This is a genomic window from Streptomyces sp. TN58, assembly GCF_001941845.1.
Taxonomy (GTDB): Bacteria; Actinomycetota; Actinomycetes; order Streptomycetales; family Streptomycetaceae; genus Streptomyces.
Genome location: NZ_CP018870.1, coordinates 1,916,241 through 1,937,902 on the forward strand (window position 1 = coordinate 1,916,241; position 21,662 = coordinate 1,937,902).

The 21,662-nt window shown below is 72.1% G+C and carries 27 protein-coding genes; 16 read left to right on the top strand and 11 right to left on the bottom strand.

What is annotated here, in order from left to right; genetic code table 11:
• On the bottom strand, positions 1-765 hold the full coding sequence (locus tag BSL84_RS08695) for an SDR family oxidoreductase (protein WP_075970116.1): 765 nt from the start codon (positions 763-765) through the stop codon (positions 1-3).
• Positions 766-821: 56 nt separating this feature from the next.
• Here BSL84_RS08695 and BSL84_RS08700 point away from each other — a divergent pair, with 56 nt between their 5' ends.
• From BSL84_RS08700 to BSL84_RS08720, 5 genes are read left to right on the top strand one after another with little or no spacing between them, the layout of a single operon-like run.
• Entirely contained in the window at positions 822-1,571 is a 750-nt protein-coding gene (locus tag BSL84_RS08700) for an enoyl-CoA hydratase family protein (protein WP_075970117.1), read from the top strand.
• Positions 1,568-2,419, top strand: a complete 852-nt coding sequence (locus BSL84_RS08705) for a CoA transferase subunit A (RefSeq protein WP_075970118.1) — start codon at positions 1,568-1,570, stop codon at positions 2,417-2,419. Before BSL84_RS08700 ends, BSL84_RS08705 begins: the two co-directional genes overlap by 4 nt.
• Positions 2,416-3,183 (top strand): CoA-transferase subunit beta, encoded by a 768-nt coding sequence (locus tag BSL84_RS08710; protein ID WP_075970119.1) that lies wholly within the window; start codon positions 2,416-2,418, stop codon positions 3,181-3,183. The genes BSL84_RS08705 and BSL84_RS08710 overlap by 4 nt, the downstream gene beginning before the upstream one ends.
• Before the next feature lie 4 nt (positions 3,184-3,187).
• Complete coding sequence (locus tag BSL84_RS08715) at positions 3,188-4,315, top strand: NAD(P)H-dependent flavin oxidoreductase (protein ID WP_078849271.1); 1,128 nt, start codon at positions 3,188-3,190, stop codon at positions 4,313-4,315.
• A gap of 30 nt (positions 4,316-4,345) precedes the next feature.
• Positions 4,346-5,287 carry a tyrosine-protein phosphatase gene (locus BSL84_RS08720; RefSeq protein WP_075970120.1) on the top strand — a complete coding sequence of 314 codons (942 nt, stop codon included), beginning with the start codon at positions 4,346-4,348 and terminating at the stop codon, positions 5,285-5,287.
• Between the two features lie 80 nt (positions 5,288-5,367).
• Here BSL84_RS08720 and BSL84_RS08725 read toward each other — a convergent pair whose 3' ends face one another.
• Positions 5,368-7,053, bottom strand: coding sequence for a DEAD/DEAH box helicase (locus BSL84_RS08725; protein ID WP_075970121.1), 1,686 nt, complete (start codon positions 7,051-7,053; stop codon positions 5,368-5,370).
• Positions 7,054-7,154: 101 nt separating this feature from the next.
• Positions 7,155-7,358: a cold-shock protein gene (locus BSL84_RS08730; RefSeq protein WP_030028954.1), complete on the bottom strand. Its 204-nt coding sequence runs from the start codon at positions 7,356-7,358 to the stop codon at positions 7,155-7,157.
• A gap of 234 nt (positions 7,359-7,592) precedes the next feature.
• Between BSL84_RS08730 and BSL84_RS08735 the strand changes: the two genes are divergently transcribed.
• The gene (locus BSL84_RS08735; RefSeq protein ID WP_030028953.1) at positions 7,593-8,234 is read left to right on the top strand and encodes an SIMPL domain-containing protein; all 642 of its coding nucleotides are present in this window, start codon (positions 7,593-7,595) and stop codon (positions 8,232-8,234) included.
• 33 nt (positions 8,235-8,267) lie between these two features.
• On the opposite strand, the gene BSL84_RS08740 is transcribed toward BSL84_RS08735, so the two are convergent.
• The 3 genes from BSL84_RS08740 to BSL84_RS08750 form a co-directional block, all read right to left on the bottom strand.
• Positions 8,268-9,425: an acetyl-CoA C-acetyltransferase gene (locus BSL84_RS08740; protein WP_045324048.1), complete on the bottom strand. Its 1,158-nt coding sequence runs from the start codon at positions 9,423-9,425 to the stop codon at positions 8,268-8,270.
• A gap of 75 nt (positions 9,426-9,500) precedes the next feature.
• The gene (locus tag BSL84_RS08745; protein WP_045324047.1) at positions 9,501-10,142 is read right to left on the bottom strand and encodes a TetR/AcrR family transcriptional regulator; all 642 of its coding nucleotides are present in this window, start codon (positions 10,140-10,142) and stop codon (positions 9,501-9,503) included.
• Between the two features lie 15 nt (positions 10,143-10,157).
• A complete protein-coding gene (locus tag BSL84_RS08750) occupies positions 10,158-10,940 on the bottom strand; it encodes an SDR family oxidoreductase (RefSeq protein WP_075970122.1) in 783 nt (260 codons plus the stop codon).
• An 87-nt stretch (positions 10,941-11,027) separates the two neighbouring features.
• Here BSL84_RS08750 and BSL84_RS08755 point away from each other — a divergent pair, with 87 nt between their 5' ends.
• Positions 11,028-12,173 (top strand): acyl-CoA dehydrogenase family protein, encoded by a 1,146-nt coding sequence (locus tag BSL84_RS08755; protein ID WP_075970123.1) that lies wholly within the window; start codon positions 11,028-11,030, stop codon positions 12,171-12,173.
• Entirely contained in the window at positions 12,173-13,180 is a 1,008-nt protein-coding gene (locus BSL84_RS08760) for an acyl-CoA dehydrogenase family protein (RefSeq protein WP_075970124.1), read from the top strand. Before BSL84_RS08755 ends, BSL84_RS08760 begins: the two co-directional genes overlap by 1 nt.
• Here the strand turns inward: BSL84_RS08760 and BSL84_RS08765 are convergent.
• Positions 13,155-13,925, bottom strand: coding sequence for a class I SAM-dependent methyltransferase (locus BSL84_RS08765; RefSeq protein ID WP_075970125.1), 771 nt, complete (start codon positions 13,923-13,925; stop codon positions 13,155-13,157). The two genes, BSL84_RS08760 and BSL84_RS08765, sit on opposite strands and share 26 nt — an antisense overlap.
• Positions 13,926-13,979: 54 nt before the next feature.
• On the opposite strand from BSL84_RS08765, the gene BSL84_RS08770 reads away from it, so the two are divergent.
• Positions 13,980-14,444: a hypothetical protein gene (locus BSL84_RS08770; protein ID WP_075970126.1), complete on the top strand. Its 465-nt coding sequence runs from the start codon at positions 13,980-13,982 to the stop codon at positions 14,442-14,444.
• Between the two features lie 176 nt (positions 14,445-14,620).
• Here BSL84_RS08770 and BSL84_RS08775 read toward each other — a convergent pair whose 3' ends face one another.
• Positions 14,621-14,818, bottom strand: a complete 198-nt coding sequence (locus BSL84_RS08775; RefSeq protein WP_075970127.1) for a hypothetical protein — start codon at positions 14,816-14,818, stop codon at positions 14,621-14,623.
• A gap of 178 nt (positions 14,819-14,996) precedes the next feature.
• Here BSL84_RS08775 and BSL84_RS36455 point away from each other — a divergent pair, with 178 nt between their 5' ends.
• The 5 genes from BSL84_RS36455 to BSL84_RS08800 all read left to right on the top strand — a co-directional run bounded on the left by BSL84_RS36455 (position 14,997) and on the right by BSL84_RS08800 (position 19,161).
• Positions 14,997-16,397, top strand: a complete 1,401-nt coding sequence (locus BSL84_RS36455; RefSeq protein ID WP_075970128.1) for a US12 family protein — start codon at positions 14,997-14,999, stop codon at positions 16,395-16,397.
• A 34-nt stretch (positions 16,398-16,431) separates the two neighbouring features.
• Positions 16,432-17,160 (top strand): VWA domain-containing protein, encoded by a 729-nt coding sequence (locus BSL84_RS08785; protein ID WP_030026626.1) that lies wholly within the window; start codon positions 16,432-16,434, stop codon positions 17,158-17,160.
• 35 nt (positions 17,161-17,195) lie between these two features.
• Positions 17,196-17,711 carry a pyridoxamine 5'-phosphate oxidase family protein gene (locus BSL84_RS08790; protein WP_030026627.1) on the top strand — a complete coding sequence of 172 codons (516 nt, stop codon included), beginning with the start codon at positions 17,196-17,198 and terminating at the stop codon, positions 17,709-17,711.
• 219 nt (positions 17,712-17,930) lie between these two features.
• Positions 17,931-18,629, top strand: a complete 699-nt coding sequence (locus BSL84_RS08795; RefSeq protein WP_075970129.1) for a DUF4232 domain-containing protein — start codon at positions 17,931-17,933, stop codon at positions 18,627-18,629.
• Positions 18,630-18,729: 100 nt separating this feature from the next.
• Positions 18,730-19,161 (top strand): hypothetical protein, encoded by a 432-nt coding sequence (locus BSL84_RS08800; RefSeq protein ID WP_075970130.1) that lies wholly within the window; start codon positions 18,730-18,732, stop codon positions 19,159-19,161.
• Positions 19,162-19,199: 38 nt separating this feature from the next.
• On the opposite strand, the gene BSL84_RS08805 is transcribed toward BSL84_RS08800, so the two are convergent.
• The 3 genes from BSL84_RS08805 to BSL84_RS08815 are packed head-to-tail and all read right to left on the bottom strand — an operon-like array spanning position 19,200 to position 20,195.
• Positions 19,200-19,403: a DUF397 domain-containing protein gene (locus BSL84_RS08805; RefSeq protein ID WP_075970131.1), complete on the bottom strand. Its 204-nt coding sequence runs from the start codon at positions 19,401-19,403 to the stop codon at positions 19,200-19,202.
• Positions 19,379-19,738 carry a Scr1 family TA system antitoxin-like transcriptional regulator gene (locus BSL84_RS37615; protein WP_324616564.1) on the bottom strand — a complete coding sequence of 120 codons (360 nt, stop codon included), beginning with the start codon at positions 19,736-19,738 and terminating at the stop codon, positions 19,379-19,381. Before BSL84_RS37615 ends, BSL84_RS08805 begins: the two co-directional genes overlap by 25 nt.
• Complete coding sequence (locus tag BSL84_RS08815) at positions 19,704-20,195, bottom strand: ATP-binding protein (RefSeq protein WP_234363427.1); 492 nt, start codon at positions 20,193-20,195, stop codon at positions 19,704-19,706. Before BSL84_RS08815 ends, BSL84_RS37615 begins: the two co-directional genes overlap by 35 nt.
• Positions 20,196-20,241: 46 nt before the next feature.
• On the opposite strand from BSL84_RS08815, the gene BSL84_RS08820 reads away from it, so the two are divergent.
• Both BSL84_RS08820 and BSL84_RS08825 read left to right on the top strand, forming a co-directional pair.
• Complete coding sequence (locus BSL84_RS08820) at positions 20,242-20,784, top strand: UTRA domain-containing protein (protein ID WP_075972019.1); 543 nt, start codon at positions 20,242-20,244, stop codon at positions 20,782-20,784.
• On the top strand, positions 20,781-21,563 hold the full coding sequence (locus BSL84_RS08825) for a GntR family transcriptional regulator (RefSeq protein ID WP_075970133.1): 783 nt from the start codon (positions 20,781-20,783) through the stop codon (positions 21,561-21,563). The genes BSL84_RS08820 and BSL84_RS08825 overlap by 4 nt, the downstream gene beginning before the upstream one ends.
• Positions 21,564-21,662: the final 99 nt, after the last annotated feature.

The following is a 21,662-nucleotide window of genomic DNA, read 5'->3' on the forward strand; positions in this document are numbered from 1 at the left end:
TCAGCTCCCCTTGTTGACAGTTGCCGCGTCCAGAAAGGCAGGGCGCTCCCCGCCGCCGTGCACCAGCAGGGCTGCCCCGCTCACGTACCGCGCCCGGTCGGAGGCGAGGAAGACCGCCGCGTCGCCGACCTCGTCCGGTTCGGCGAGCCGGCCCAGCGGGACGGTCGCGCCGACCGCCTCGATCCCGGCTTCGTCGCCGTAGTGCAGGTGCGCGAGTTCGGTCCGCACCATGCCGAGGACCAGCGAGTTCACCCGTACCTCGGGTGCCCATTCGACGGCCATGGACCGGGCCAGGCTCTCCAGGCCGGCCTTGGCCGCCCCGTAGGCGGCCGTCCCCGGCGAGGGGCGGGTCCCGCTCACGCTGCCGATCATCACGACCGAGCCCCCGGTCCGCCTGAGCCAGGGGTGGGCCGCCAGCGAGGCCGTCAGCGGGGCGAGCAGGTTGAGCTCGACGACCCGTGCGTGGCGTTCGGCGCCGCCCTCGCCGAGCAGCCGGTACGGGGTCCCGCCCGCGTTGTTGACCAGGCAGTCGAGCCGCCCGTACCGGTCGCCGACCGCGTCGAAGAAGTCCCGTACGGCGCCGGTGTCACGCAGGTCGAGCGCGGTGAAGGACGCCTCGCGGCCGTCCGCCGACACCGGTCCGTCCGGTGGCCGGCGGGCGCACACGACGACCTCCGCGCCGGCCTGCAGGAACGAGCGGGCGATCCCGGCGCCGACGCCCCTGGTTCCGCCGGTGACGACGACAACCCTCCCGTCGAGCTCCATGGGCTGCTACCTTCCTCACCTAACAAATGTTTGGTGGAAAGGTAGCTGATCCTGTCATGGGTGTCTCCACCTCCCGCCCGGACAAGGGCGTCGCACTGGTCACGGTCGATTTCCCGCCCGTCAACGCGCTGCCCGTACAGGGCTGGTACGACCTCGCCGACGCCCTGCGGTCGGCGGGCCGGGACCCCGAGGTCCGGTGCGTGGTCCTCGCCGCCGACGGCCGCGGCTTCAACGCGGGCGTCGACATCAAGGAGATGCAGCGCGACACCGGCCACACGGCCCTCATCGGCGCCAACCGGGGCTGCTACGAGGCGTTCGCCGCCGTCTACGAGTGCGAGGTGCCCGTCGTCGCGGCCGTGAACGGCTTCTGCCTGGGCGGCGGCATCGGCCTGGCCGGCAACGCCGACGCGATCGTCGCCTCCGACGACGCCGTCTTCGGCCTGCCCGAGCTGGACCGGGGCGCCCTGGGCGCCGCCACCCATCTGGCCCGGCTGGTCCCCCAGCACCTGATGCGCGCCCTCTACTACACCTCGCGCACCGCGACCGCCGCCGAACTGCACGCCCACGGCTCGGTCTGGAGGGTGGTCCCGCGCGAGGTGCTGCGCGGCGCCGCCCTGGAGCTGGCCGCCGAGATCGCGAAGAAGGACGGCTGCCTGATCCGGCTGGCGAAGGCGGCCATCAACGGGATCGACCCGGTGGACGTGCGCCGCAGCTACCGCTTCGAGCAGGGCTTCACCTTCGAGGCCAACCTCAGCGGGGTGGCCGACCGGGTCCGCGACACCTTCGGGAAGGGAGAGCGCGCATGAGCGACAAGACCATGACCGCCGAAGAGGCGGTCGGGCAGCTGCGCAGCGGGATGACCCTCGGGATCGGCGGCTGGGGGTCCCGGCGCAAGCCGATGGCCCTGGTCAGAGCGCTGCTCCGGTCGGAGATCACCGATCTCACCGTGATCTCGTACGGCGGCCCGGATGTCGGCATGCTGGCGGCCGCGGGCCGGATCCGCCGGCTCGTCGCCCCCTTCGCCACCCTCGACTCCATCGCGCTGGAGCCGCATTTCCGGGCCGCCCGGGAGCGGGCCGCCTTCACGCTCACCGAGTACGACGAGGCCATGTTCATGTGGGGCCTGCACGCCGCCGCAAACCGGCTGCCCTTCCTCCCGGTCCGCGCCGGCCTCGGATCCGACGTCATGCGGGTCAACCCGGAACTGCGGACGGTCACCTCCCCCTACGGCGACGGCGAGGAACTCGTCGCCGTCCCCGCCCTGCGCATGGACGCCGCCCTGGTCCACCTCAACCGCGCCGACCGCCTCGGCAACGCCCAGTACCTGGGCCCGGACCCGTACTTCGACGACCTGTTCTGCGAGGCCGCCGACGCCGCCTACGTCTCCTGCGAGCAGCTGGTCGAGACCGCCGAGCTCGCCAAGGCCGGCCCGCCGCAGTCGCTCCTGGTCAGCCGGCACTCCGTCACCGGGGTGGTGGAGGCCCCGAACGGCGCGCACTTCACCTCCTGCGCCCCCGACCACGGCCGCGACGAGGCTTTCCAGAAGCTGTACGCGAGGACCCCCTGGCCCGAGTTCTCGGCACGCTTCCTGACCGGGGCGGGCGAGCAGGACTACCAGTCGGCCGTCCGGACCTGGCACGAGGAGCAGCAGTGACCACGACGCCCGCAGGCACCGACCGGTCCACCGGAACCGGCGGAGCCACCCGTGCCGAGTACTGCGTGATCGCGTGCGCCGAGGCCTGGCGCGGCGACGGCGAGGTGCTCGCCAGCCCGATGGGCCTGATCCCCTCCATCGGGGCCCGGCTCGCGAAGCGGACCTTCTCCCCCGACCTGCTGCTGACGGACGGCGAGGCCATGCTCGTCGGGCTCGACGGCACGCCCGAGGGCTGGCTACCGTACCGGCGCCACCTGGCCATGGTCACCGGCGGCAGGCGGCACGTGATGATGGGCGCGAGCCAGATCGACCGGTTCGGCAACCAGAACATCTCCTGCATCGGCGACTGGGAGCGGCCGGCCCGCCAGCTGCTGGGTGTGCGCGGGGCTCCCGTCAACACCCTCAACAACCCGGTGAGTTACTGGATCCCGAAGCACTCGGCGCGGGTCTTCGTCGAGCGCGTCGACATGGTCTGCGGCGTCGGCCACGACCGGGCCGCCGAGGCGGGGGTGGCCCGTTTCCACCGGCTGCCCCGGGTGGTCAGCGATCTGGGTGTCTTCGACTTCGCCGGCCCCGGCCACTCCATGCGGCTGGCTTCCCTGCACCCCGGGGTCACCGTCGAGCAGGTCCGGGCGGCGACCGGTTTCGAGCTGGCGCTGCCCGAGGAGGTCCCGTACACGCGGGAGCCGACCGAGGAGGAACTGCGGCTGATCCGCGAGGTGATCGACCCGCAGGGGTTGCGCGACCGGGAAGTGCGGGGCTGATCCGGTGGAGACGGCGTTCACGGAACTGGTCGGGGTCGAGCACCCCGTCGTGCAGACGGGCATGGGCTGGGTCGCCGGGCCCCGCCTGGTGTCGGCCGTGGCGCGGGCGGGCGCGCTGGGCATCCTGGCCTCCGCGACGATGACGACGGAGCAGCTGCGGGCGGCGGTCCGCGAGGTGCGCTCCCGCGTGCCGGAGGGGACGCCTTTCGGGGTCAACCTGCGTGCGGACGCCGGGGACGCCCCCGAGCGCGTCCGGCTGATCATCGACGAGGGGGTGCGGGTGGCGTCCTTCGCGCTCGCGCCCTCGCGGGAGCTGATCGGCCGGCTGAAGGACGCGGGCGTGGTCGTCATCCCGTCGATCGGGGCACGCAGGCATGCCGAGAAGGTGGCCGCCTGGGGCGCGGACGCGGTGATCGTGCAGGGCGGCGAGGGCGGCGGGCACACCGGCGACGTGGCCACCACCGTGCTGCTGCCGCAGGTCGTGGACGCGGTGGACATCCCGGTCGTCGCGGCGGGCGGGTTCCGCGACGGCCGCGGCCTGGTGGCGGCCCTGGCGTACGGGGCGTCGGGCATCGCCATGGGCACGCGGTTCCTGCTGACCTCGGACTCGACCGTGCCGGACGCGGTGAAGGCCGAGTACCTGAAGGCGACGGTCCGGGACGTGACCGTCACCACGGCCGTCGACGGCCTCCCGCACCGCATGCTGCGTACGGAGCTGGTCGCCTCCCTGGAGCGTGCCGGTCGGGCCCGGGCGCTGGTCCGGGCGGTCCGGCACGCGGCGGGCTTCCGGAAGCTGTCGGGTCTGGGCTGGTCGCAGATGGTCCGCGACGGCCTGGCGATGAAGCACGGCAAGGACCTGTCCTGGAGCCAGGTGCTGCTCGCCGCGAACACTCCGATGCTCCTCAGGGCGTCCATGGTCGAGGGCCGTACGGATCTCGGCGTCATGGCGTCGGGCCAGGTCGCGGGGGTGATCGACGACCTCCCGTCCTGTGCGGAGCTCGTCTGCCGCGTCATGGCCGAGGCCCACTGCGTGCTGGACCGCCTCCAGGGATCCCGCGAGCCGCACGCACCGCACGCACCCCACAAGCCGCACGGACCGCACTCGCTCGACGCCCTGCCACCACCAGGGTGATCCCCCTTCTCCGTCACAGGAGTCGCCCCCATGAGCCGTGTCAGTATCCGCAGAGGGGCCGCGGCGGCCGTCGCCGCCCTCGCCCTCGCCGCCCTGCCGTCCGCCGCGCACGCGGCGCCCGTACCCGGAGCCCGGGCCGACGCCCGGCATCACCACCACCAGCAGCAGCAGCAAGCCGAAACGATTCGCCAGATCGTCCTCCAAGGCGCCGTCAACGTCCGCGACCTCGGCGGTTACCGCACCTGGACGGGCGGCGAAGTCCGCCAGGGGCTCGTCTACCGCTCCGACGCACTGGGCAAGCTGACCGACACCGACGTCACCACCGTCTCCGGTCTCGGCCTCACGAAGGTCGTCGACTTCCGCATCCCGACAGAGGTCCAGTACGACGGCGCCGACCGGCTGCCTCCCGGCCTCTCCCCCACCGCACGCCCGGTCAGCGACCTCGGCCTCTACGGGACCCTCGTCACGGCGATCGGCAGCGGGGACCCCGTCACCCAGGAGCAGATGCTCGGCGGCGGCCGCGCCGAGGCGTACATGCGCGACATCTACCGCACCTTCGTGACCAGCCCCGAGAACCGGGCGCAGTTCGCGGCGACCCTGCGGGACCTCGCGGACGGCCGGCAGGGCCCGGTCCTGTACCACTGCACGTCCGGCAAGGACCGGACGGGCTGGATGAGTTACGTGCTGCTGCGCGCCCTCGCCGTCCCCGAGGACGCCGCCGAGCGCGACTACCTGGCGTCGAACACCTTCCGTGCCGCCTACGACGCCAGGGTGCGGGCGGGCCTGAAGCAGTCGGGTCGGATGCAGAACCCGGACCTGCTGATCCCGCTCCAGGAGGTCCGCCAGGACTACCTGGACTCGGCGACGGCGCAGTTGGAGGCCGACTACGGCGGCTTCTACGGCTACCTGACCCGGGGGCTCGGCCTGGACCTGTGGACGCTGGCGAAGCTCCAGGACAAGCTGGTCCGCTAGCGGAACACCCGGTCGAACGGCGAAGCCGGGCGGCGCGTGCTGCGCCGCCCGGCTTCGGTGCGTGTGGGTGGTGGTGCCGGTCAGACCGCCCGGCGGCGGCCCTGGCCGCCGGTGCCGACCCGGCTGCGGGCGGAGGCAGCGGCGGCGCCGCCGCCGGAGCCGCCTGCGCCGCGTCGGCCGCGCTCGCCGGAGCCGCCGGCCGAGCTGCCCTGTCCGCCCTGACCGCCGCGGCGGGCCTGGCCCGAGCCCGCCGGGGCCTGCCCGGAGCCCGCGCCGGAACGGCGGGGCCTGCCGCCGGCCGCCGGGGCGCCGCCGGTGGCGGAGCCGCCGCGCCCGCCGCCCGAGCCCGAGCGGCGGCGCGAGCCGGAGCCCGAACCGGAGCCGGCCCCGCTGCGCGCCTTCGGCGCGGGCTGCTGGGGGACCTCCAGCACCACCGGGATGCCCGAGGGCTCCTTGGCGCCGGTCAGCCGGGCCAGTTCCTCGTCGGAGGACTTGATCTGCGCGGTGCGCGGGGAGATCCCGGCGTCCGACATCAGCCGGGTCATGTCCCGCTTCTGGTCGGGCAGGACCAGGGTGACCACGCTGCCGGACTCGCCGGCGCGGGCGGTACGGCCGCCGCGGTGCAGGTAGTCCTTGTGGTCGGTGGGCGGGTCCACGTTGACGACGAGGTCGAGGTCGTCGATGTGGATGCCGCGCGCCGCGACGTTCGTCGCGATCAGCGCGGTGACCTCGCCCGTCTTGAACCAGTCCAGGGTGCGGTTGCGCTGTGGCTGCGAGCGGCCGCCGTGCAGGCCGGAGGCGCGCACGCCGTCGGCGAGGAGCTTCTTGACCATGCGGTCCACACCGCGCTTGGTGTCGACGAACATGATCACCCGGCCGTCGCGAGCGGCTATACGCGTCGCCACGGCCTTCTTGTCGGTCTCGTCCATGACGTACAGGACGTGGTGCTCCATGGTGGTGACCGCGCCGGCCGACGGGTCGACGGAGTGGCCGACCGGGTCGGTCAGGAACATCTTGACGAGCTTGTCGATGTTCTTGTCGAGGGTCGCCGAGAACAGCATGGTCTGGCCGCCGGGCTCGACCTGCTTGAGCAGCGCGGTGACCTGCGGCATGAAGCCCATGTCGGTCATCTGGTCGGCCTCGTCGAGGACGGTGATCGACACCTGCGAGAGGTCCGCGTCCCCGCGGTCGATGAGGTCCTTCAGACGGCCGGGGGTGGCGACGAGCACCTCGGCGCCGCGGCGCAGGGCGCCGGACTGCCGGTTGATCGACATGCCGCCGACGACGGTGGCGATGCGCAGGTTGACGGCCGTGGCGTACGGGGCCAGGGAGTCGGTCACCTGCTGCGCGAGCTCGCGGGTCGGTACGAGGACCATCGCGAGTGGCGCCTTCGGCTGCGCGCGGCGGCCGGCGGTGCGGGCCAGCAGTGCCAGGCCGAAGGCGAGGGTCTTGCCGGAGCCGGTGCGACCGCGGCCGAGGAGGTCGCGGCCGGCGAGCGAGTTCGGCAGGGTCGCGGCCTGGATGGGGAACGGCTCGGTGACGCCCTGGGCTGCGAGGGTCTTCAGCAGCGCCTCGGGCATGTCCATGTCCTCGAACGCGGCGACCGCCGGCAGTGCCGGGACGGTCGGCTCGGGCATGGTGAATTCCTGGGGCCGGGGGGCGGGGGCGGACTTCTGCCGTCCCGCACCAGCCTTCGGACGCCCCTGGGCCGCTCCTCGTCCCCGGGTGGGGCGGCGGCTGGGTCGTGCGGAGCTGGAGCTGGTCATGCGAGAAAGCCCTCCTGAAACCGGCAGGTAAAACAAAGGTCGAGACAGCAGACAAGCCGGGGCCCGCACCTCTCGGTGCGGACCCCGGCATGCTGAAGGAATTAGGCGGGGATGATGTTCTCCGCCTGGGGGCCCTTCTGGCCCTGCGTCACGTCGAAGGACACGCGCTGGCCCTCGGTGAGCTCACGGAAGCCCTGGGTGGCGATGTTCGAGTAGTGGGCGAACACGTCCGGACCGCCACCGTCCTGCTCGATGAAGCCGAAGCCCTTTTCCGAGTTGAACCACTTCACGGTGCCAAGTGCCATTTTAAATCTCCTGAATAGGCGGCAAGGGCCCCATCCGGAGATTCCGGCAAAACAATAAAAGCGCCTGAGGAACATTCCCGTCAGGCGCACATAAAGTTCATGGGTACCACAACTGCAACGGTCACTAACCTAGCACACCTCGGCGCCGAGGTGTGGACGGCCGGGTGTGACGTCCGTCCGGCGTGGTATCGGAAGTCCCTGGTGGTGGGCTCCCGCGCCTGCTTTGATCATGGGATGGCAGCGATCAGAGAGCCCTGGGGGCTCAGTGTGCTCGGCGCGGGCAGCGTGTCCGCCGAACCCAGTCTCGCCTTCGTCGACCTCGCGGTCGACCTCGTCGCCCCGACGCCGAAGGTGGCCTTCGCCGAGGCGGGGGCGGCGGTGGCGCGGCTGCGGGAGACCCTGCGGGAGCACGGCATACCGGACGCGGACGTCTCCGGCTCCCGGCTCCGGCTGACTTCGCAGTACAGCGGGTACGGGGCGGATCGGACTTTCCTCGGCTACAGCTGCGAGGCGAGGTACACGGTGCAGACGGAGGCGCTCGACCGGCTGGAACTGCTGATCCAGGACGCGGTCACGGCCGGAGCGAACCGGGTCGACGACGTCCGCTTCGAGGTGCGGGACAAGCCCGCGATGCGCGACGAGGCACGGGCCCGCGCGGTCGAGGCAGCCCGCCGCAAGGCCGAGGTGTACGCGCAGGCCTGCGGGATCGAGCTGGGGGCGGTGATCCACATCGAGGACGTGAACCCGGAGTCGGTCGGCGGCCACGGCCGCGGCGCCGTCCACGCGGACCACGAGCACGACGGCACCCTCTCGCCGGGCTCGGTGCGTGTCGACGCCGCGGTCCTCCTCGGCTTCGCCCTGCCGTCCGCCTCCTGACACCCGCCGCGGGGGCGGCCGGACGGCCGGCGGCTACAGGCGTTCGATGATCGTCACGTTGGCCTGGCCGCCGCCCTCGCACATCGTCTGGAGGCCGAACCGGCCGCCGGTGCGCTCCAGTTCGTGCAGGAGGGTGGTCATGAGCCTGACTCCGGTGGCGCCCAGCGGGTGGCCCAGTGCGATGGCGCCGCCGTTGGCGTTGACGCGTTCGGGGTCGGCGCCGGTCTCCTTCAGCCAGGCCAGGACCACCGGGGCGAACGCCTCGTTGATCTCCACCAGGTCGATGTCCGCCAGGGACATGCCGGTCTTCTTCAGCGCGTACGCCGTCGCCGGGATGGGCGCGGACAGCATGCGGATGGGGTCCTCGCCGCGGACCGAGAGGTGGTGGATGCGGGCCCGTGGCCGCAGGCCGTGTTCGCGGACGGCGTGCTCGGAGGCGATCAGCATGGCCGCGGCGCCGTCGGAGACCTGGGAGGAGACGGCGGCGGTGATGGTGCCGCCCTCGACGACCGGTTTCAGCGCCGCCATCTTCTCCAGGGTGGTGTCCCGGCGCGGGCCCTCGTCCGCGGTGATGTCGCCGTGGGCCACGATCTCGCGGTCGAAGCGGCCCTCGTCCGCGGCGCGTACGGCCCGCTGGTGGGAGCGGAGCGCGTACTCCTCCATGTCGCGGCGGGAGATCCCCCACTTCCGGGCGATGAGCTGGGCGCCGTGGAACTGGTTGACGGGGGCGTCGCCGTACCGGGCGCGCCAGCCGGCGGATCCCGCGTAGGGGCCCTCGGTGAGGCCTAGCGGTTCGGCCGCCTGCCGTGAGGCGAAGGCGATCGGGATCATCGACATGTTCTGGGTGCCTCCGGCGACGACGAGGTCCTGGGTACCGGAGAGCACGCCCTGCGCGGCGAAGTGCACGGCCTGCTGGGAGGAGCCGCACTGGCGGTCGACGGTGACGCCGGGGACCTCCTCGGGCAGGCCGGCGGCGAGCCAGGCGGTGCGGGCGATGTCCCCGGCCTGCGGTCCGACGGTGTCGAGGCAGCCGAAGACCACGTCCTCGACGGCGGCCGGGTCCACCCCGGTGCGCGTCACGAGTGCTCGGAGGACGTGCGCGCCGAGGTCGGCCGGGTGGACGGCGGACAGGCCGCCCCCGCGCCGCCCGACGGGGGTGCGTACGGCGTCGACTATGTAGGCCTCGGGCATCGGGACTCCTCGGACGGTCGGGGCGGTCGGGTGGTCGGGCTGCCAGGTGGTCGGACTGCCGGGTGGTCGGGGCTGTCAGGCGGGGCGCAGGGCGATCCCGTCCAGGACCATCGACAGGTACTGGCGGGCGATCTCGTCGGGGCTGTGCTGTCCGCCCGGCCGGTACCAGGAGGCCGCCACCCACACCGTGTCGCGGACGAAGCGGTAGGTGAGGCGGATGTCGAGGTCGGCCCGGAAGACCTTGGCGGCGACGCCGCGTTCCAGCGTCCCCAGCCAGGCTTTCTCGAACTTCACCTGCGAGTCGGACAGGTAGTGGAAGCGGGGCTGGGTGGAGAGGGTGCGCGATTCCTTCTGGTAGATCGCGACGGCGGCGCGGTGCCGGTCGATCTCGCGGAAGGACTCGGTGACGAGGGCCTCGATGGTCTCCCTGGGGCCGAGTCCGGCGGCGAGGACGGCGTCGTAGCCGTCCCACAGCTCGGTCAGGAAGGCGGAGAGGATCTCGTCGAGCATCGATTCCTTGGAGTCGAAGTGGTAGTAGAGGCTGCCGGCGAGCATCCCGGCGGCGTCGGCGATCTTGCGGACGGTGGTGGCGTTGTAGCCCTGTGCGGCGAAGACCTCGGCGGCGGTGTCGAGGAGTTCGCGGCGCCGCTCGGGCGAAGGCGTCACCTGCGGCTTCTTCTTGGCTGCGGGCTGGGCTGCGGGCTTGTTCGTGGGCACGGCTCCATTGTCGGGCTACGGGTGCCGGCTGCTGACGGACACCGTCTCGCCCGTCATGTACGACGAGTAGCCGCTGGCGAGGAAGACGATGACGTTGGCGACCTCCCAGGGTTCGGCGTACCGGCCGAAGGCCTCGCGGGCGGTGAGTTCGGCCAGGAGTTCCGCGCTGGTGACCTTCACCAGGTGGGGGTGCATGGCCAGGCTCGGCGCGACCGCGTTGACGCGTACGCCGAACTCCGCGGCCTCCAGGGCCGCGCAGCGGGTGAGTGCCATGACCCCGGCCTTGGCGGCGGCGTAGTGGCCCTGGCCGGCCTGGGCGCGCCATCCGACGACGGAGGCGTTGTTGACGACGACTCCGCCCGTCCCGGAGGCCTTGAAGGAGCGCAGGGCGGCGCGGGTGCAGCGGAAGGTGCCGTTCAGGGTGACGTCGAGGACGCGGGTCCACTGGTCGTCGGTCATGTCGACGAGGGTGGCGGTGCCGCCGAGTCCGGCGTTGTTGACGACGATGTCGAGGCTGCCGTGGGTCTGCTCGGCGAGCGCGAACAGGGCGCGTACCTGGTCCTCGTCGGTGACGTCGCAGGGCAGGGAGGTGACGCGGCCGGCGCCGAACTCGGCCGTGAGCGCGGCCTCGGTCTCCTTGAGCCGGCGGGCGTGGGCGTCGCCGATGACGATGCGGGCGCCCTCCTCCAGGAAGCGGCGGGCGGTGGCTCCGCCGATCCCGGCGCCGGCGGCGGCGGTGATGACGGCGGTGCGGTCCTGCAGCAGGTGGTGGCCGGCGGTGTACCGGGGCTCGTTCATGCGAACTCCTCGACGCTGCTCATGGCCGTACGTTAACCTACCAAACACTTGTTAGGGAAGTGACGGCGTTCGAGAGGCGGGCACCCGATGGACCTGACCCAGACGGCGGACGTGACGGCCTTCCGGGCCGACGCGCGCGCCTGGCTGGCCGACCACGTACCCGTCCGCCCACTGCCCTCGCTGGAGACGCGGGAGGGCTTCGCCGCGCACCGGGAGTGGGAGGCGCGGCTGTACGCGGACCGCTGGTCGGCGGTGTCCTGGCCCGAGGAGTACGGCGGCCGGGGCGTCGACCTGGTGCACTGGCTGGTCTTCGAGGAGGAGTACTGGGCGGCCGGCGCGCCCGGCCGGGTCTCGCAGAACGGCGTCAGCCTCCTCGCGCCGACGCTCTTCGACCACGCGACGCCCGAGCAGCGGGCGCGCGTGCTGCCGCCGATGGCGAGCGGCGAGGTGGTGTGGGCGCAGGCCTGGTCGGAGCCGGAGGCGGGCTCCGACCTGGCCTCGCTGACCTCGCGGGCGGTCCGGACGGAGGGCGGCTGGCTGCTGTCCGGGCAGAAGGCCTGGTCCTCGCGGGCCGCCTTCGCGGACCGGGCCTTCGGCATCTTCCGCACCGACCCGGACGCCCCGAAACCGCACCAGGGGCTGACGTACCTGATGTTCGACCTGCGGGCGCCAGGGGTCACGGTGCGGCCCGTCGGCCGCCTCGACGGCAAGCCGGCCTTCGCGGAGCTGTTCCTCGACGAGGTCTTCGTACCGGACGAGGACGTGATCGGGGAGCCGGGCCAGGGCTGGCGCATCGCGATGTCGACGACCGGCAACGAGCGCGGCCTGACCCTGCGCTCCCCCGGCCGGTTCCTGGCGGCGGCCGGCCGGCTGGCCGCGCTGTGGCGACAGCAGGGGGATCCGGCCGACACGGCCCTGCGCGACCGGGTGGCCGACGCGGTGGCCGGGGCGCGCGCCTACGAGCTGTTCACCTGGGCCGCGGCCTCCCGGTGCGCCGCGGGCGGGGCCGTCGGCGCGGAGTCCAGCCTGAACAAGGTGTTCTGGTCGGAGTACGACATCGCCCTGCACGAGACGGCGCTGGACCTGCTGGGCGCGGACGCCGAGCTCGCGGACGGGGAGTGGGCCGAGCCGTGGATCTTCTCGCTGGCCGGGCCGATCTACGCGGGTACGAACGAGATCCAGCGCGACATCATCGCCGAGCGGCTGCTCGGCCTCCCGAAGGGCCGCCGCTGATGCGTTTCCTGCCGACCGCCGAGCAGTCGGACTTCGCCCGTACGCTGCGCTCCCTGCTGGGCGCGGCGCAGGTCCCTACGGCCGTACGGGCCTGGGCGGACGGGGAGTACGGGCCGGGGCTGGCGCTGCGGTCCCGGCTCGCGGGGACGGGGCTGTTCGCGCTGGCCGTGCCGGAGGCGTACGAGGGGGCGGGCCTGCTTCCGCTGGAGCTGTCGCTGGGGTTCGTGGAGCTGGGCCGGGCGGGGGTGCCGGGGCCGGTGGTGGAGAGCGCCGCCGTGTGCGTGCTGCTGTCGGAGCTGGGGGACGATGCGCTCGCCAAGCGGTTCCTGCCGGGCCTGGCCGGGGGCGAGGCCTGGGCCACGCTGACCTTGCCGGGCGGGAGCGGCGGGGGCCCGTACGCGCTGGACGCGGACGCGGCGGCGTACTGCGTGACCGTGTCGGAGTCGGGCGAGCTGCGGACGGCCGCCGCGGGCGGGCCCTTGCGGTCGACGGATCCCGCCCGGCGGCTCTGCCTCCCCGTGCCGGCCGCGGGCGAGCCGCTCGCGGCGGGGCCGGCGGTGGCGCGGGCGGCCCGCGCGGCCGGGCTGTGGGCGCGGCTGCTGACGGCGGCCCAGTGCCTGGGCGTCGCCGAGGCCCTGCTGGAGCGGACGGTCGGGTACGTGAAGCAGCGCACGCAGTTCGGAGTGCCGATCGGGTCCTTCCAGGCGGTCAAGCACCGGCTGGCGGACACCCTGGTGGCGTTGGAGTTCGCCCGGCCGCTGCTGTGGGCGGCGGCGCTGTCGCCGGCCCCGGGCGAGGTGGCGGCGGCGAAGCTGCGCTGCGGGGAGGCGGCGTACCGGGCGGCGATGACGGCGCTCCAGCTCCACGGTGCGGTGGGCTACACCGAGGAGCTGGACCTGTCGCTGTGGCTGCGCAAGGCCCGGCCGCTTCGGGACGCGTGGGGTTCGCCGTCGGTGTGCCGGGCGGAGGTCCTGCGCTCGCTCACACCCGGGCGACGTGGAGGCTGACGACGTAGCTCTCCTCGACGGTGCCGTCGGGGAAGTGCGGGGCCAGCAGCTCCCGTTCGGCGGCGAGGTACGCGCGGGTGCCGGCCTCGCCCAGCATCAGGAAGGCGGAGTGGCTGGCGAGGTTGGCGAGGTGCGCGTCCAGCGGAACGCGCCGGGACCAGCGCACGGAGCGGGTGGCGAAGCCGCCGAGCCCGCGGGGCAGCGTACGGAAGCCACTGCCCTGGCCCGTCTGCCGCGACGGTCCTGCTTCCTTGGCCGGGTCCGCCTTCGCCTCGAAGAACTCGGCCAGGCGGGCCTCCTGTTCGGCGATCCAGGGGACGGTCGTGTCGGAGTCGTTCCACCAGATGGCGAGCGCACCGCCGGGGCGCAGCACCCGGCGGGCTTCGGGGACGGAGCGGGCCGGGTCGGTCCAGTGCCAGGCCTGGGCGTAGGTGAGGAGGTCGAAGGCGCCGGTGACCAGCGGTAGCCGGTTGCCGTCACCGCGCAGGACCGGGATGCGGGGGTGGGCCAGGCGCAGTTGCGCGGCCATCCCGTCCCCGGGTTCCACGGCGACGACGTCGGCTCCGCGCCGGTGCAGCAGGGCGGTGGCGATGCCGGTGCCCGCGCCGATGTCGGCCACGCGCGCCCCGGCGAGAGGGCGGCCGGTGAGTTCCTCGACGGCGTCGAGGAGGGCCGGCGGGTAGCCGGGCCGGTGGGCGGCGTAGGAAGCGGCTGCGGTGTCGAAGGAACGGGCGCGTGTCGTCATGCGTCCATTGTTTTCGATCAGTAGTGCAAGGCGACAAGATCGAGGTATCAGGACATGCGCAGGACCATCACCGCCGTGACGCTGTGCGCCGGGGCGGCGCTGCTGCTCGTCGGCTGCGGGGGCGCGGAGCCGAAGCCGGCCCCCGAGGGCGGGAAGCAGCAGCCTGCGGCGTCGCAGGACAAGGGCCAGGACCCCGCGCCGGCCCCGGCCGTCGGCGGTGGCGCGAAGCACGAGGTGGTCCTGGAGGTGGGTGGCACGGGCAGGACGGCCGTCATGTACAACGGCATCGGCAGCGGCTTCGAGCAGCAGACGCTGCCGTGGTCGAAGTCCGGCACCGCCGAACTCACCGCCGCGGAGCAGAAGGTGGGCTACCTGGTCAGCGTGGTCCCCGGCACGATCACGGGCGCCGACGGCAAGCTCCAGCAGGCCCCCTGCACGATCAAGGTCGACGGCAAGGTGGTCGCGGAGAGCGACGGCGTCACGAACGCCAAGGGCTGCTCCTACAAGATCAAGCAGTAGCGGGGGCTGCGGGGCCCTGCGCCGTCAGCTCCGGGAGCGGCGCAGGGAGATCCGCAGCAGGAGGGCGGTCTGGAGCAGCAGGAGGGCGGTCTGGAGCAGCAGGAGCGCGCCGTGACGGTCAGCCGCGCGCCGACGGCGGGGACCGGTCGGCCCGGCATGTACCCGGTGGGCCCGGTTCAGTCGATGGGTTTGCCGTCGTACTTCCCGTCGACGCAGATCCACGAGCCCCTGACGGACTCGTACTCCACGGTTCCGCCGCCGTCCACGCACATCTGCCCGCCGATCGCGGGTACGGCCGCCTGGGCGACGGGGAGCCCGGCACCGAGAGCGGCCAGTACGGCGGCGGCCATCAGCCCGACCAGTCGTGTACGCATCCGAACCTCCCACAAGGACGAGCGACACGGTCGCCACCACTCTCGGTCCGGACCGTGCCGAGGCGCGCACCCGGTTACTCCATTCGGGTGAAGGCTGTGCCCCCGCCATCGCACGGGAATCCCGCCTCGGACACGCCTTCCAGCGGCGTGTGCGCGGGAGCAGGCGCACGCTGGCGCCATGGACACCAAGCCCGATGTGGCCGTAGGGCCGCCGGACGACGACGGCCTGCGGAAGGTCGTGATCGACGGCAAGAACAGAGGCCGGGTCTGGAACCGCCGCGAACTGCAGAAGGTCCTGCGCCGCGCCGGTGTTTCGCCCAAATGCGACATCGACTGGCAGGGCGGAGACAGCGGAGTGTGGCCGGCTCACACCTGGGGGCGCCTCACGACGGGGGCCGTCATGGCGCTCGGCTTCCTGGCGACCGCAGCCATGTGCACCTGGATAGGGATGAAGGACTCCTTCGACGCCCTCACCTTCGCCGGTCGGATGACGGGCTTCATCTTCCTCCTCATGGCCATCGTGGAAGTGATCGCCCTCGCGGCCGGATTCGACTATTGGCGCAAGCGAAAAATGCCCTACTCCGGACCGACCCTTCTGCTCGGAGCGCTGGTCGAGTTCTTTGTCGGCGCGACACTGCTCGTGCTGTTCCTCGCCAACGAGGCCAGGTCGACATACGTGCTGTGCCTGCTGCTCTGGATAGGCCTCATAGCCTGTGCCACATGGTCCGTTTGGGTCCTCTGTCGCCGGCGGGTCTGGAAGGCGCTACGCAATCCCGGCCGCATCGCGATGGGGGCCGTCGTCTCCACCGTCCTCGTCACCACCAACTTGGCCTACACCCAGATCTACCTCCCCTCGATATCCCGGCCGCTCATGCAGGGCACGGCTGAGATCGGAACGGCGAGCCTCAACAAGGCAGGCACGAAGATGTACCTGCGGGTCCGTCTGCACCTCAAGAACTCCGGCGAGGTCCCTGTTCACATCCTCGGCAGCATCTATTGGATCCACGTCAAGCTCGCCAGCGATCCGAAGGACAGGTACAAACTGATCAAACCCGGCGAGCTGGTCAAACCACCGGGGCGGGAGTTGAGCCCGGGGGAGGAGGTTTCGACGGACGTTGTCGCCGAGATCGAAAACCCTGAGGATGTCGACTATGAAGCGGTAGCAGCCCGGGTGGAGGCGTACGCGTTCCGGCAGGACAGGATGAGACTGGACACCGATTTCGCCACCGGGAAATGGCGAGGAAAACTCAAAGAGGAAGAAAAAGACGACGACCCGCCGGGCCCGACGAAGAAAAAAGAATACTTCAGATACCAGTCAGACATATCCCAGAGCAGTGAACTCCTGAATCTGACGCGCGGGCGGGAACGTGTGACGGTCTGGTGGCTGTACCTTGGCCAACCTTTCGTCTATGTCGATGTCGGCAGTCCGGGCGACAAAAGGAAGGTCTTCATGTTCGACCAAATACGCCTGCAGCCACAGGCGATCGACCGGTACGGCCTCGCCCATATACGCGGCTCGCTGGTCCAGACTCCGTACGCGCAACTCCTCAAGGAGGCGCAGGCCAAGCGCCCGAAGTGACCGGGACCCGCGGCCTTCGGCATACCCTCGCCCCATGACGAGCAGCGCCATCAGCCTCCGCAAGGTCGAGGAGTCGGCTCCGGCCCTCGTGAACCTCTACAAGAGCGCCGGGATATCCCTGCGCAAGTACGGCCTGGAGGGCGGTCGCGCGGCGGTCTACCTGGTCCTGGACTACTCCGGGTCGATGCGCCCGTACTACCAGGACGGCAGCGTGCAGGCCCTCGCCGACCGGGTGCTGGGTTTGTCGGCACACCTGGACGACGACGCCCGTGTACCGGTGGTCTTCTTCTCCACCGAGGTCGACGCGGTGGAGGAGATCTCCCTGCCCGGGCACGAGGGCCGGGTCACCGAGATCGCCTCCCGCCTGGGGCACATGGGCAAGACGGCCTACCACGCGGCGATGGACGCGGTCATCGACCACTACCTCGACTCGGGCTCCACGGCACCCGCCCTGGTCGTCTTCCAGACCGACGGCGGCCCGATCAACAAGCTCGCGGCCGAGAAGTACCTGTGCAAGGCGGCCCGGCTGCCGATCTTCTGGCAGTTCGTGGGCTTCGGCAACACCCGCAGCACGCAGTTCGACTTCCTGCGCCGGCTGGACGAGCTGCCGGTCCCGGCGAAACGGCCCGTGGACAACGCGGGCTACTTCCACGCGGGCCTCGACCCGCGCGCCGTACCCGACGGCGAACTGTACGACCGCCTCGTCGGGGAGTTCCCCGCCTGGCTGGCGGCGGCACGCGGGGCGGGCATCGTGCGCGCCTGACCCGGGCCCGCCGGTGCCCGCGCTTTGATGGACGTATGACGCACACCAGCTGGGCAGCCTTCGAGAAGGCGGAACCGGAGTTCGCGGCGGCCGTCCAGGCCCGTTTCGCGCAGTACCCGCACCACGTCCTGGCCACCCTCCGCAAGGACGGCTCCCCCCGGGTGGCCGGGCTGAACGTCGACATCCGGGGCGGGGAGCTGTGGCTCGGCATGATGGCAGGCTCGATGAAGGCCAGGGACCTCCAGCGCGACCCGCGCTTCGCCCTGCACACCAATCCGGGCGAGGGCGAGACGATGCCGGACGGGGACGTACGGATCTCCGGGCGTGCGGTGGAGCTCGTGGACCCGCCGGAACTCCACCGGTACGCGGAGGAGACGGAGACCCCGCATCCCTTCCACCTCTTCTACGCCGACCTGACGGAGGTCGTCCGTATCACCGTGCAGGGCGACGACCTAGTGGTCCGCAGCTGGACCCCGGACCACGGCCTGCGCACCCAGCGGCGCGGCAACGACGACGAGCCGCCCAGGGAGGACCCGGCGCCGGGGGCCTGATGACGGAAGCATGGCATCCGTATGCGCGACCCGTAACGATCCCCCGTATGGCGTGAATCCGCTGCCGCACGGGGCATCCTGACCGCACCGAACCGCCACCCCACCGCACCGCACCGCACCGCACCGGACCGGACCGGACCGGACCGCAAGGGTCAGGTGGTGGAGTCGGTCGGCCGGCCACTCGGCCATTCATCCAGCGAGCCGCCACGGGGGACCACGATGCCCACTCACCGCAAGACTGCCGGACGCACCCGCACCCTCGCCTTCCTGGGCCTGACGGCCGCCGCGCTCCTCGCGACGACCACGGCCTGCGGGCCCACGGAGGAGGACGGCAAGGCGAGCGCCACGCCGACGCCGAAGCCCGCCGCCACCACGCCGGGTGCCGCCGACGGCACTCCCGCCCCCTCGGCCCCCTCCCCCTCCGCCTCATCCGTGCCCCGGCCTGGCGAGGCGGAGGGTGAGCCGGTGGGGAAGAACGGAAACTGCTCCGACGAGTACGCCCAGGTCTCCGTGGAGTGGGCCGTCCCGCCCACGAAGGACGACTCGAAGCTGCTGCTCACCGTGGTCAACACGGGCCCCAAGAGCTGCAAGCTGACCTCCTACCCGGTGCTCCGCATCAAGGACGGGAACGGCCGGCTGGTGGCCGTCTTCGAGAACTCCAGGCCCCAGACCCCGGTGGTCCTCGAACCCGGCAAGGAGGCCTACGCGGGCCTGCTCGCCCGGAAGGGCGGCAAGGAGGCCGGCACGCTCACGACAGACCTCGCGCTCGCCCCGCACGGCCAGCGCCCGCAGGAGAACACCGGCGAGGGATCACTCCTCCAACTGCCCTCCGGCGGCGTCCACATGGACGACAAGGCCCGCGTGACGTACTGGCAGAGCACATCGGAGAACGCGGCGTCGCCGCTGTTCACCCGCTGATCCCGCACGCCTGAGTACGCGCACTCAGGCGGATGTCGGTACCCCCGGGTAGCGTCACGACTGTCCGACGGACGGACGACACGAGCACCTGGGGGACGACATGAAGAAGCGCACCACAGCACTGACAGCCCTGGCACCGGTGTTGGCCCTGACCCTGGCGGCCGCGCCGGCCCAGGCCGCGCCGGCCCAGGCCGCGCCGACGGGCGAGATCATCGGCTACCCGGGCCCTGACGGCCTGATCTGGATCGCCGACCAGGCGGGCTCCAGCGGCTTCGTCTCGGGCGGCCTCTCCCCGTACCTGGACACGTACATCACGTTCGGCTGCGCCGAAGGCGGCAGCATCGAGGTGTCGTTCCGGCTCCAGGAGCACCCCGACCGCGACCCGGCCCCCTTCACCGTCGACTGCCCCGGCTCGGACCCGACGGTCGTCACGGTCCCCCTCGGCACCGGCCTGCACGGCGGATTCACCGCCTGGGTGACCGCCTCGACCCCGACCACCCACTGGGGCGCGACGGTCACCCAGCCGGAGTAGGCCCGACGCCGCGGTGCCGGAGCGGTTGCGGCGTGAGGTCAGACCTGAGCCTTCACGCCCTGCACGAATGAGGCCCATGCGGCGGCTGCGAAGGTCAGAACCGGGCCGGCGCCGGACTGCTTCGTGTCGCGGACCGGGACCAGGGCGGGGAGGAGTTCGCAGGCCACCTCTACGCAGCTGCCGCCGTCCCCATTGCTGTACGAAGACTTGCGCCAGGTCAGACCGTCCGCGTCTGCGCGCATGTCGCGTACTCCTCCGCCACCGACTCGATCAAGGTCAGGGACACTTCCGGCGACAAGGCAGCGGCCCTGGCAAGATCGTATGACCTCCAGTAGCGCTGAACCAGGGCCGGATAGTCGAGCAGCTGCCCCGCGTGGGGCCCCTCCGTAGGGGCCACGTCCGGCGCATGCCGAATGCCCGGGCCCCGCACCGCCGGTCGGAGGCCGGCGTAGCCGGGCGAAGCCCGGGAGGCCGCTCGCGGCCGAGCGGTGCGAGCACGGCGTCCGGGAGGAGTCGTACCGGGCGCTGTGCCGGCGCTCGGTTCAGCCGCTCGCGGTCTTGAACCCCGCTCGGGCAGACTTCCCGACCCCTTCGTCGCGGACCTCGAACTCGTCCGCCAGCGCCGTCACCAGCCACAACCCCCGACCTCGCTGAGCGTTGAGGTCAGCGTGCCGCACGACCGGACGGCCGGGGCCGCTGTCGCGCACCTCGATCCACAGCACCCCTTCGTCCAGCGACAGCCGCACGCAGAACTCGCGCCCCTCCGGCACCCCGTGCAGCACGGCGTTCGCCGCCAGTTCGGAGACGCAGAAGCGTATGTCGTCCCTGCGCTCGGAAACCCCCCACTCCGCGAGTGCGTCACCTGCGAACTGCCGAGCAGCGCGAACCGACGCGCGCTCGGGGAAACCGCTGCTGCCGGAAGACGGCCACCGCGCTCCACCCCTCTCACTCTGAGCTTCCGGGGACGCACAGAACGTATCGCTATTCGCGAAAAGCAGCAAGGTTGCGGGGCTGGGTTCCGTCGTCGGAGTCACTTAACGTGGGTACGGTCGGCGGGAATCCGGACGGGTGGGAGTCAGCGTGAGTGGCAGCGGGTGGACCAGCGTGTCGATGCCGTACCTGGCTCCGCGCGCGGCAGGGGCCGGAGACACGTGGGCCGAGGAGGCCGCCAGGGCGGGGCGCCGGGGCACCCAGCGCATCGTGCACGCGGGCGAGGCGGCGGCCACGGCCGGTGTCGCCGCGATGCTCGAACTGGCGGAGGGCAGCCCCGTGGTGGTGCGCCGCAGGCTCATCGAACTCGACGGCGAGCCGGTCGAGCTGACCGACACCTACTACCCCGTGGAGATCGCCGCTGGTACCGCACTGGCCGGAACGGCGAAGATCGCCGGCGGCGCTGTGACCCTGTTGGCGGCTCTGGGGCACACCGGCGTACGGGTCGTCGAGAACGTCACAGCGCGTACGCCGAGCAACGACGAACGCGAGCAACTGCGCCTCGGCGCGGGCGAACCGGTCCTCCGACTGGCCCGCATCACGTACGACGCGGCGGATCGGGCGATCCAGGCCGACGTGATGCTCATGCCCGCCGGGGGCCGGCAGTTGCAGTACGAGATCAGGATCGGATGACCGTGCCCACCCATGACACCGAGGGCGCCGACCCACGGCCGCTCCACGCCCGCATCGCTGCCGATCTCCGCGAGGAGATCATGAACGGTGATCTCGCCGTAGGAGGCAACCTGCCGTCGACGGCGCAGCTGAAGACCCGCTTCGACGCGTCCAACGCCACCATCCAGAAGGCCTTGCAACTACTCAAAGCCGAGGGTCTGGCCGTGGGACGAGCGGGCGCCGCCGTGACCGTACGCAAGAACCGGCAGCGGGCCGTGCACCCGGAGCGCTCCCTCACCCCGGCCCCGGCCGGTGCCGCGTACCCGTGGCTGGCCGAGATGGGGGAGGGACGCCCTGCCGCGCGCAGCACGTTGCTGTCTGTGGCGGAGGTCCCGGTGACTGGTGACGTGAGTGCGGCGCTCCGTCTGCCGGAAGGCCGTTCGGCGGTCTGCCGCCGTCAGTTGATCAGCATCGACGGCGAGCCGGCGGAGCTGGTGAACTCGCACTACCCGGTGGACATCGCCCGCGGCACCGCACTCGCCGAACCCCGCAGGATCAGTGGCGGGACACCCGCCCTGCTGCCGGAGCTCGGCCACCCGCCCCGGCGCAGCGTGGACCGGGTCTCGGCGCGTATCGCCACGCAGGAGCAGTACGCGGCACTGCGGCTGCCCGGCGACCTGCCCGTCCTGCGGACGCTCCGCACGGTGTACGGCGACGGCGACCGGCCCATCGAGGTCACCGTCATGGTGAAGGCGGGCCACCTCTACGAGCTGTGCTACGAGTTCACGCCCGGCACCTGACAACGAACACGCCACAGCGCCCGCCACCCCTGGTCGGGGACGTGGCGGGCGCTGTGCCGGGTGTTCCGTACGCCGTTGTACGGACCGTATGAGGGGTCC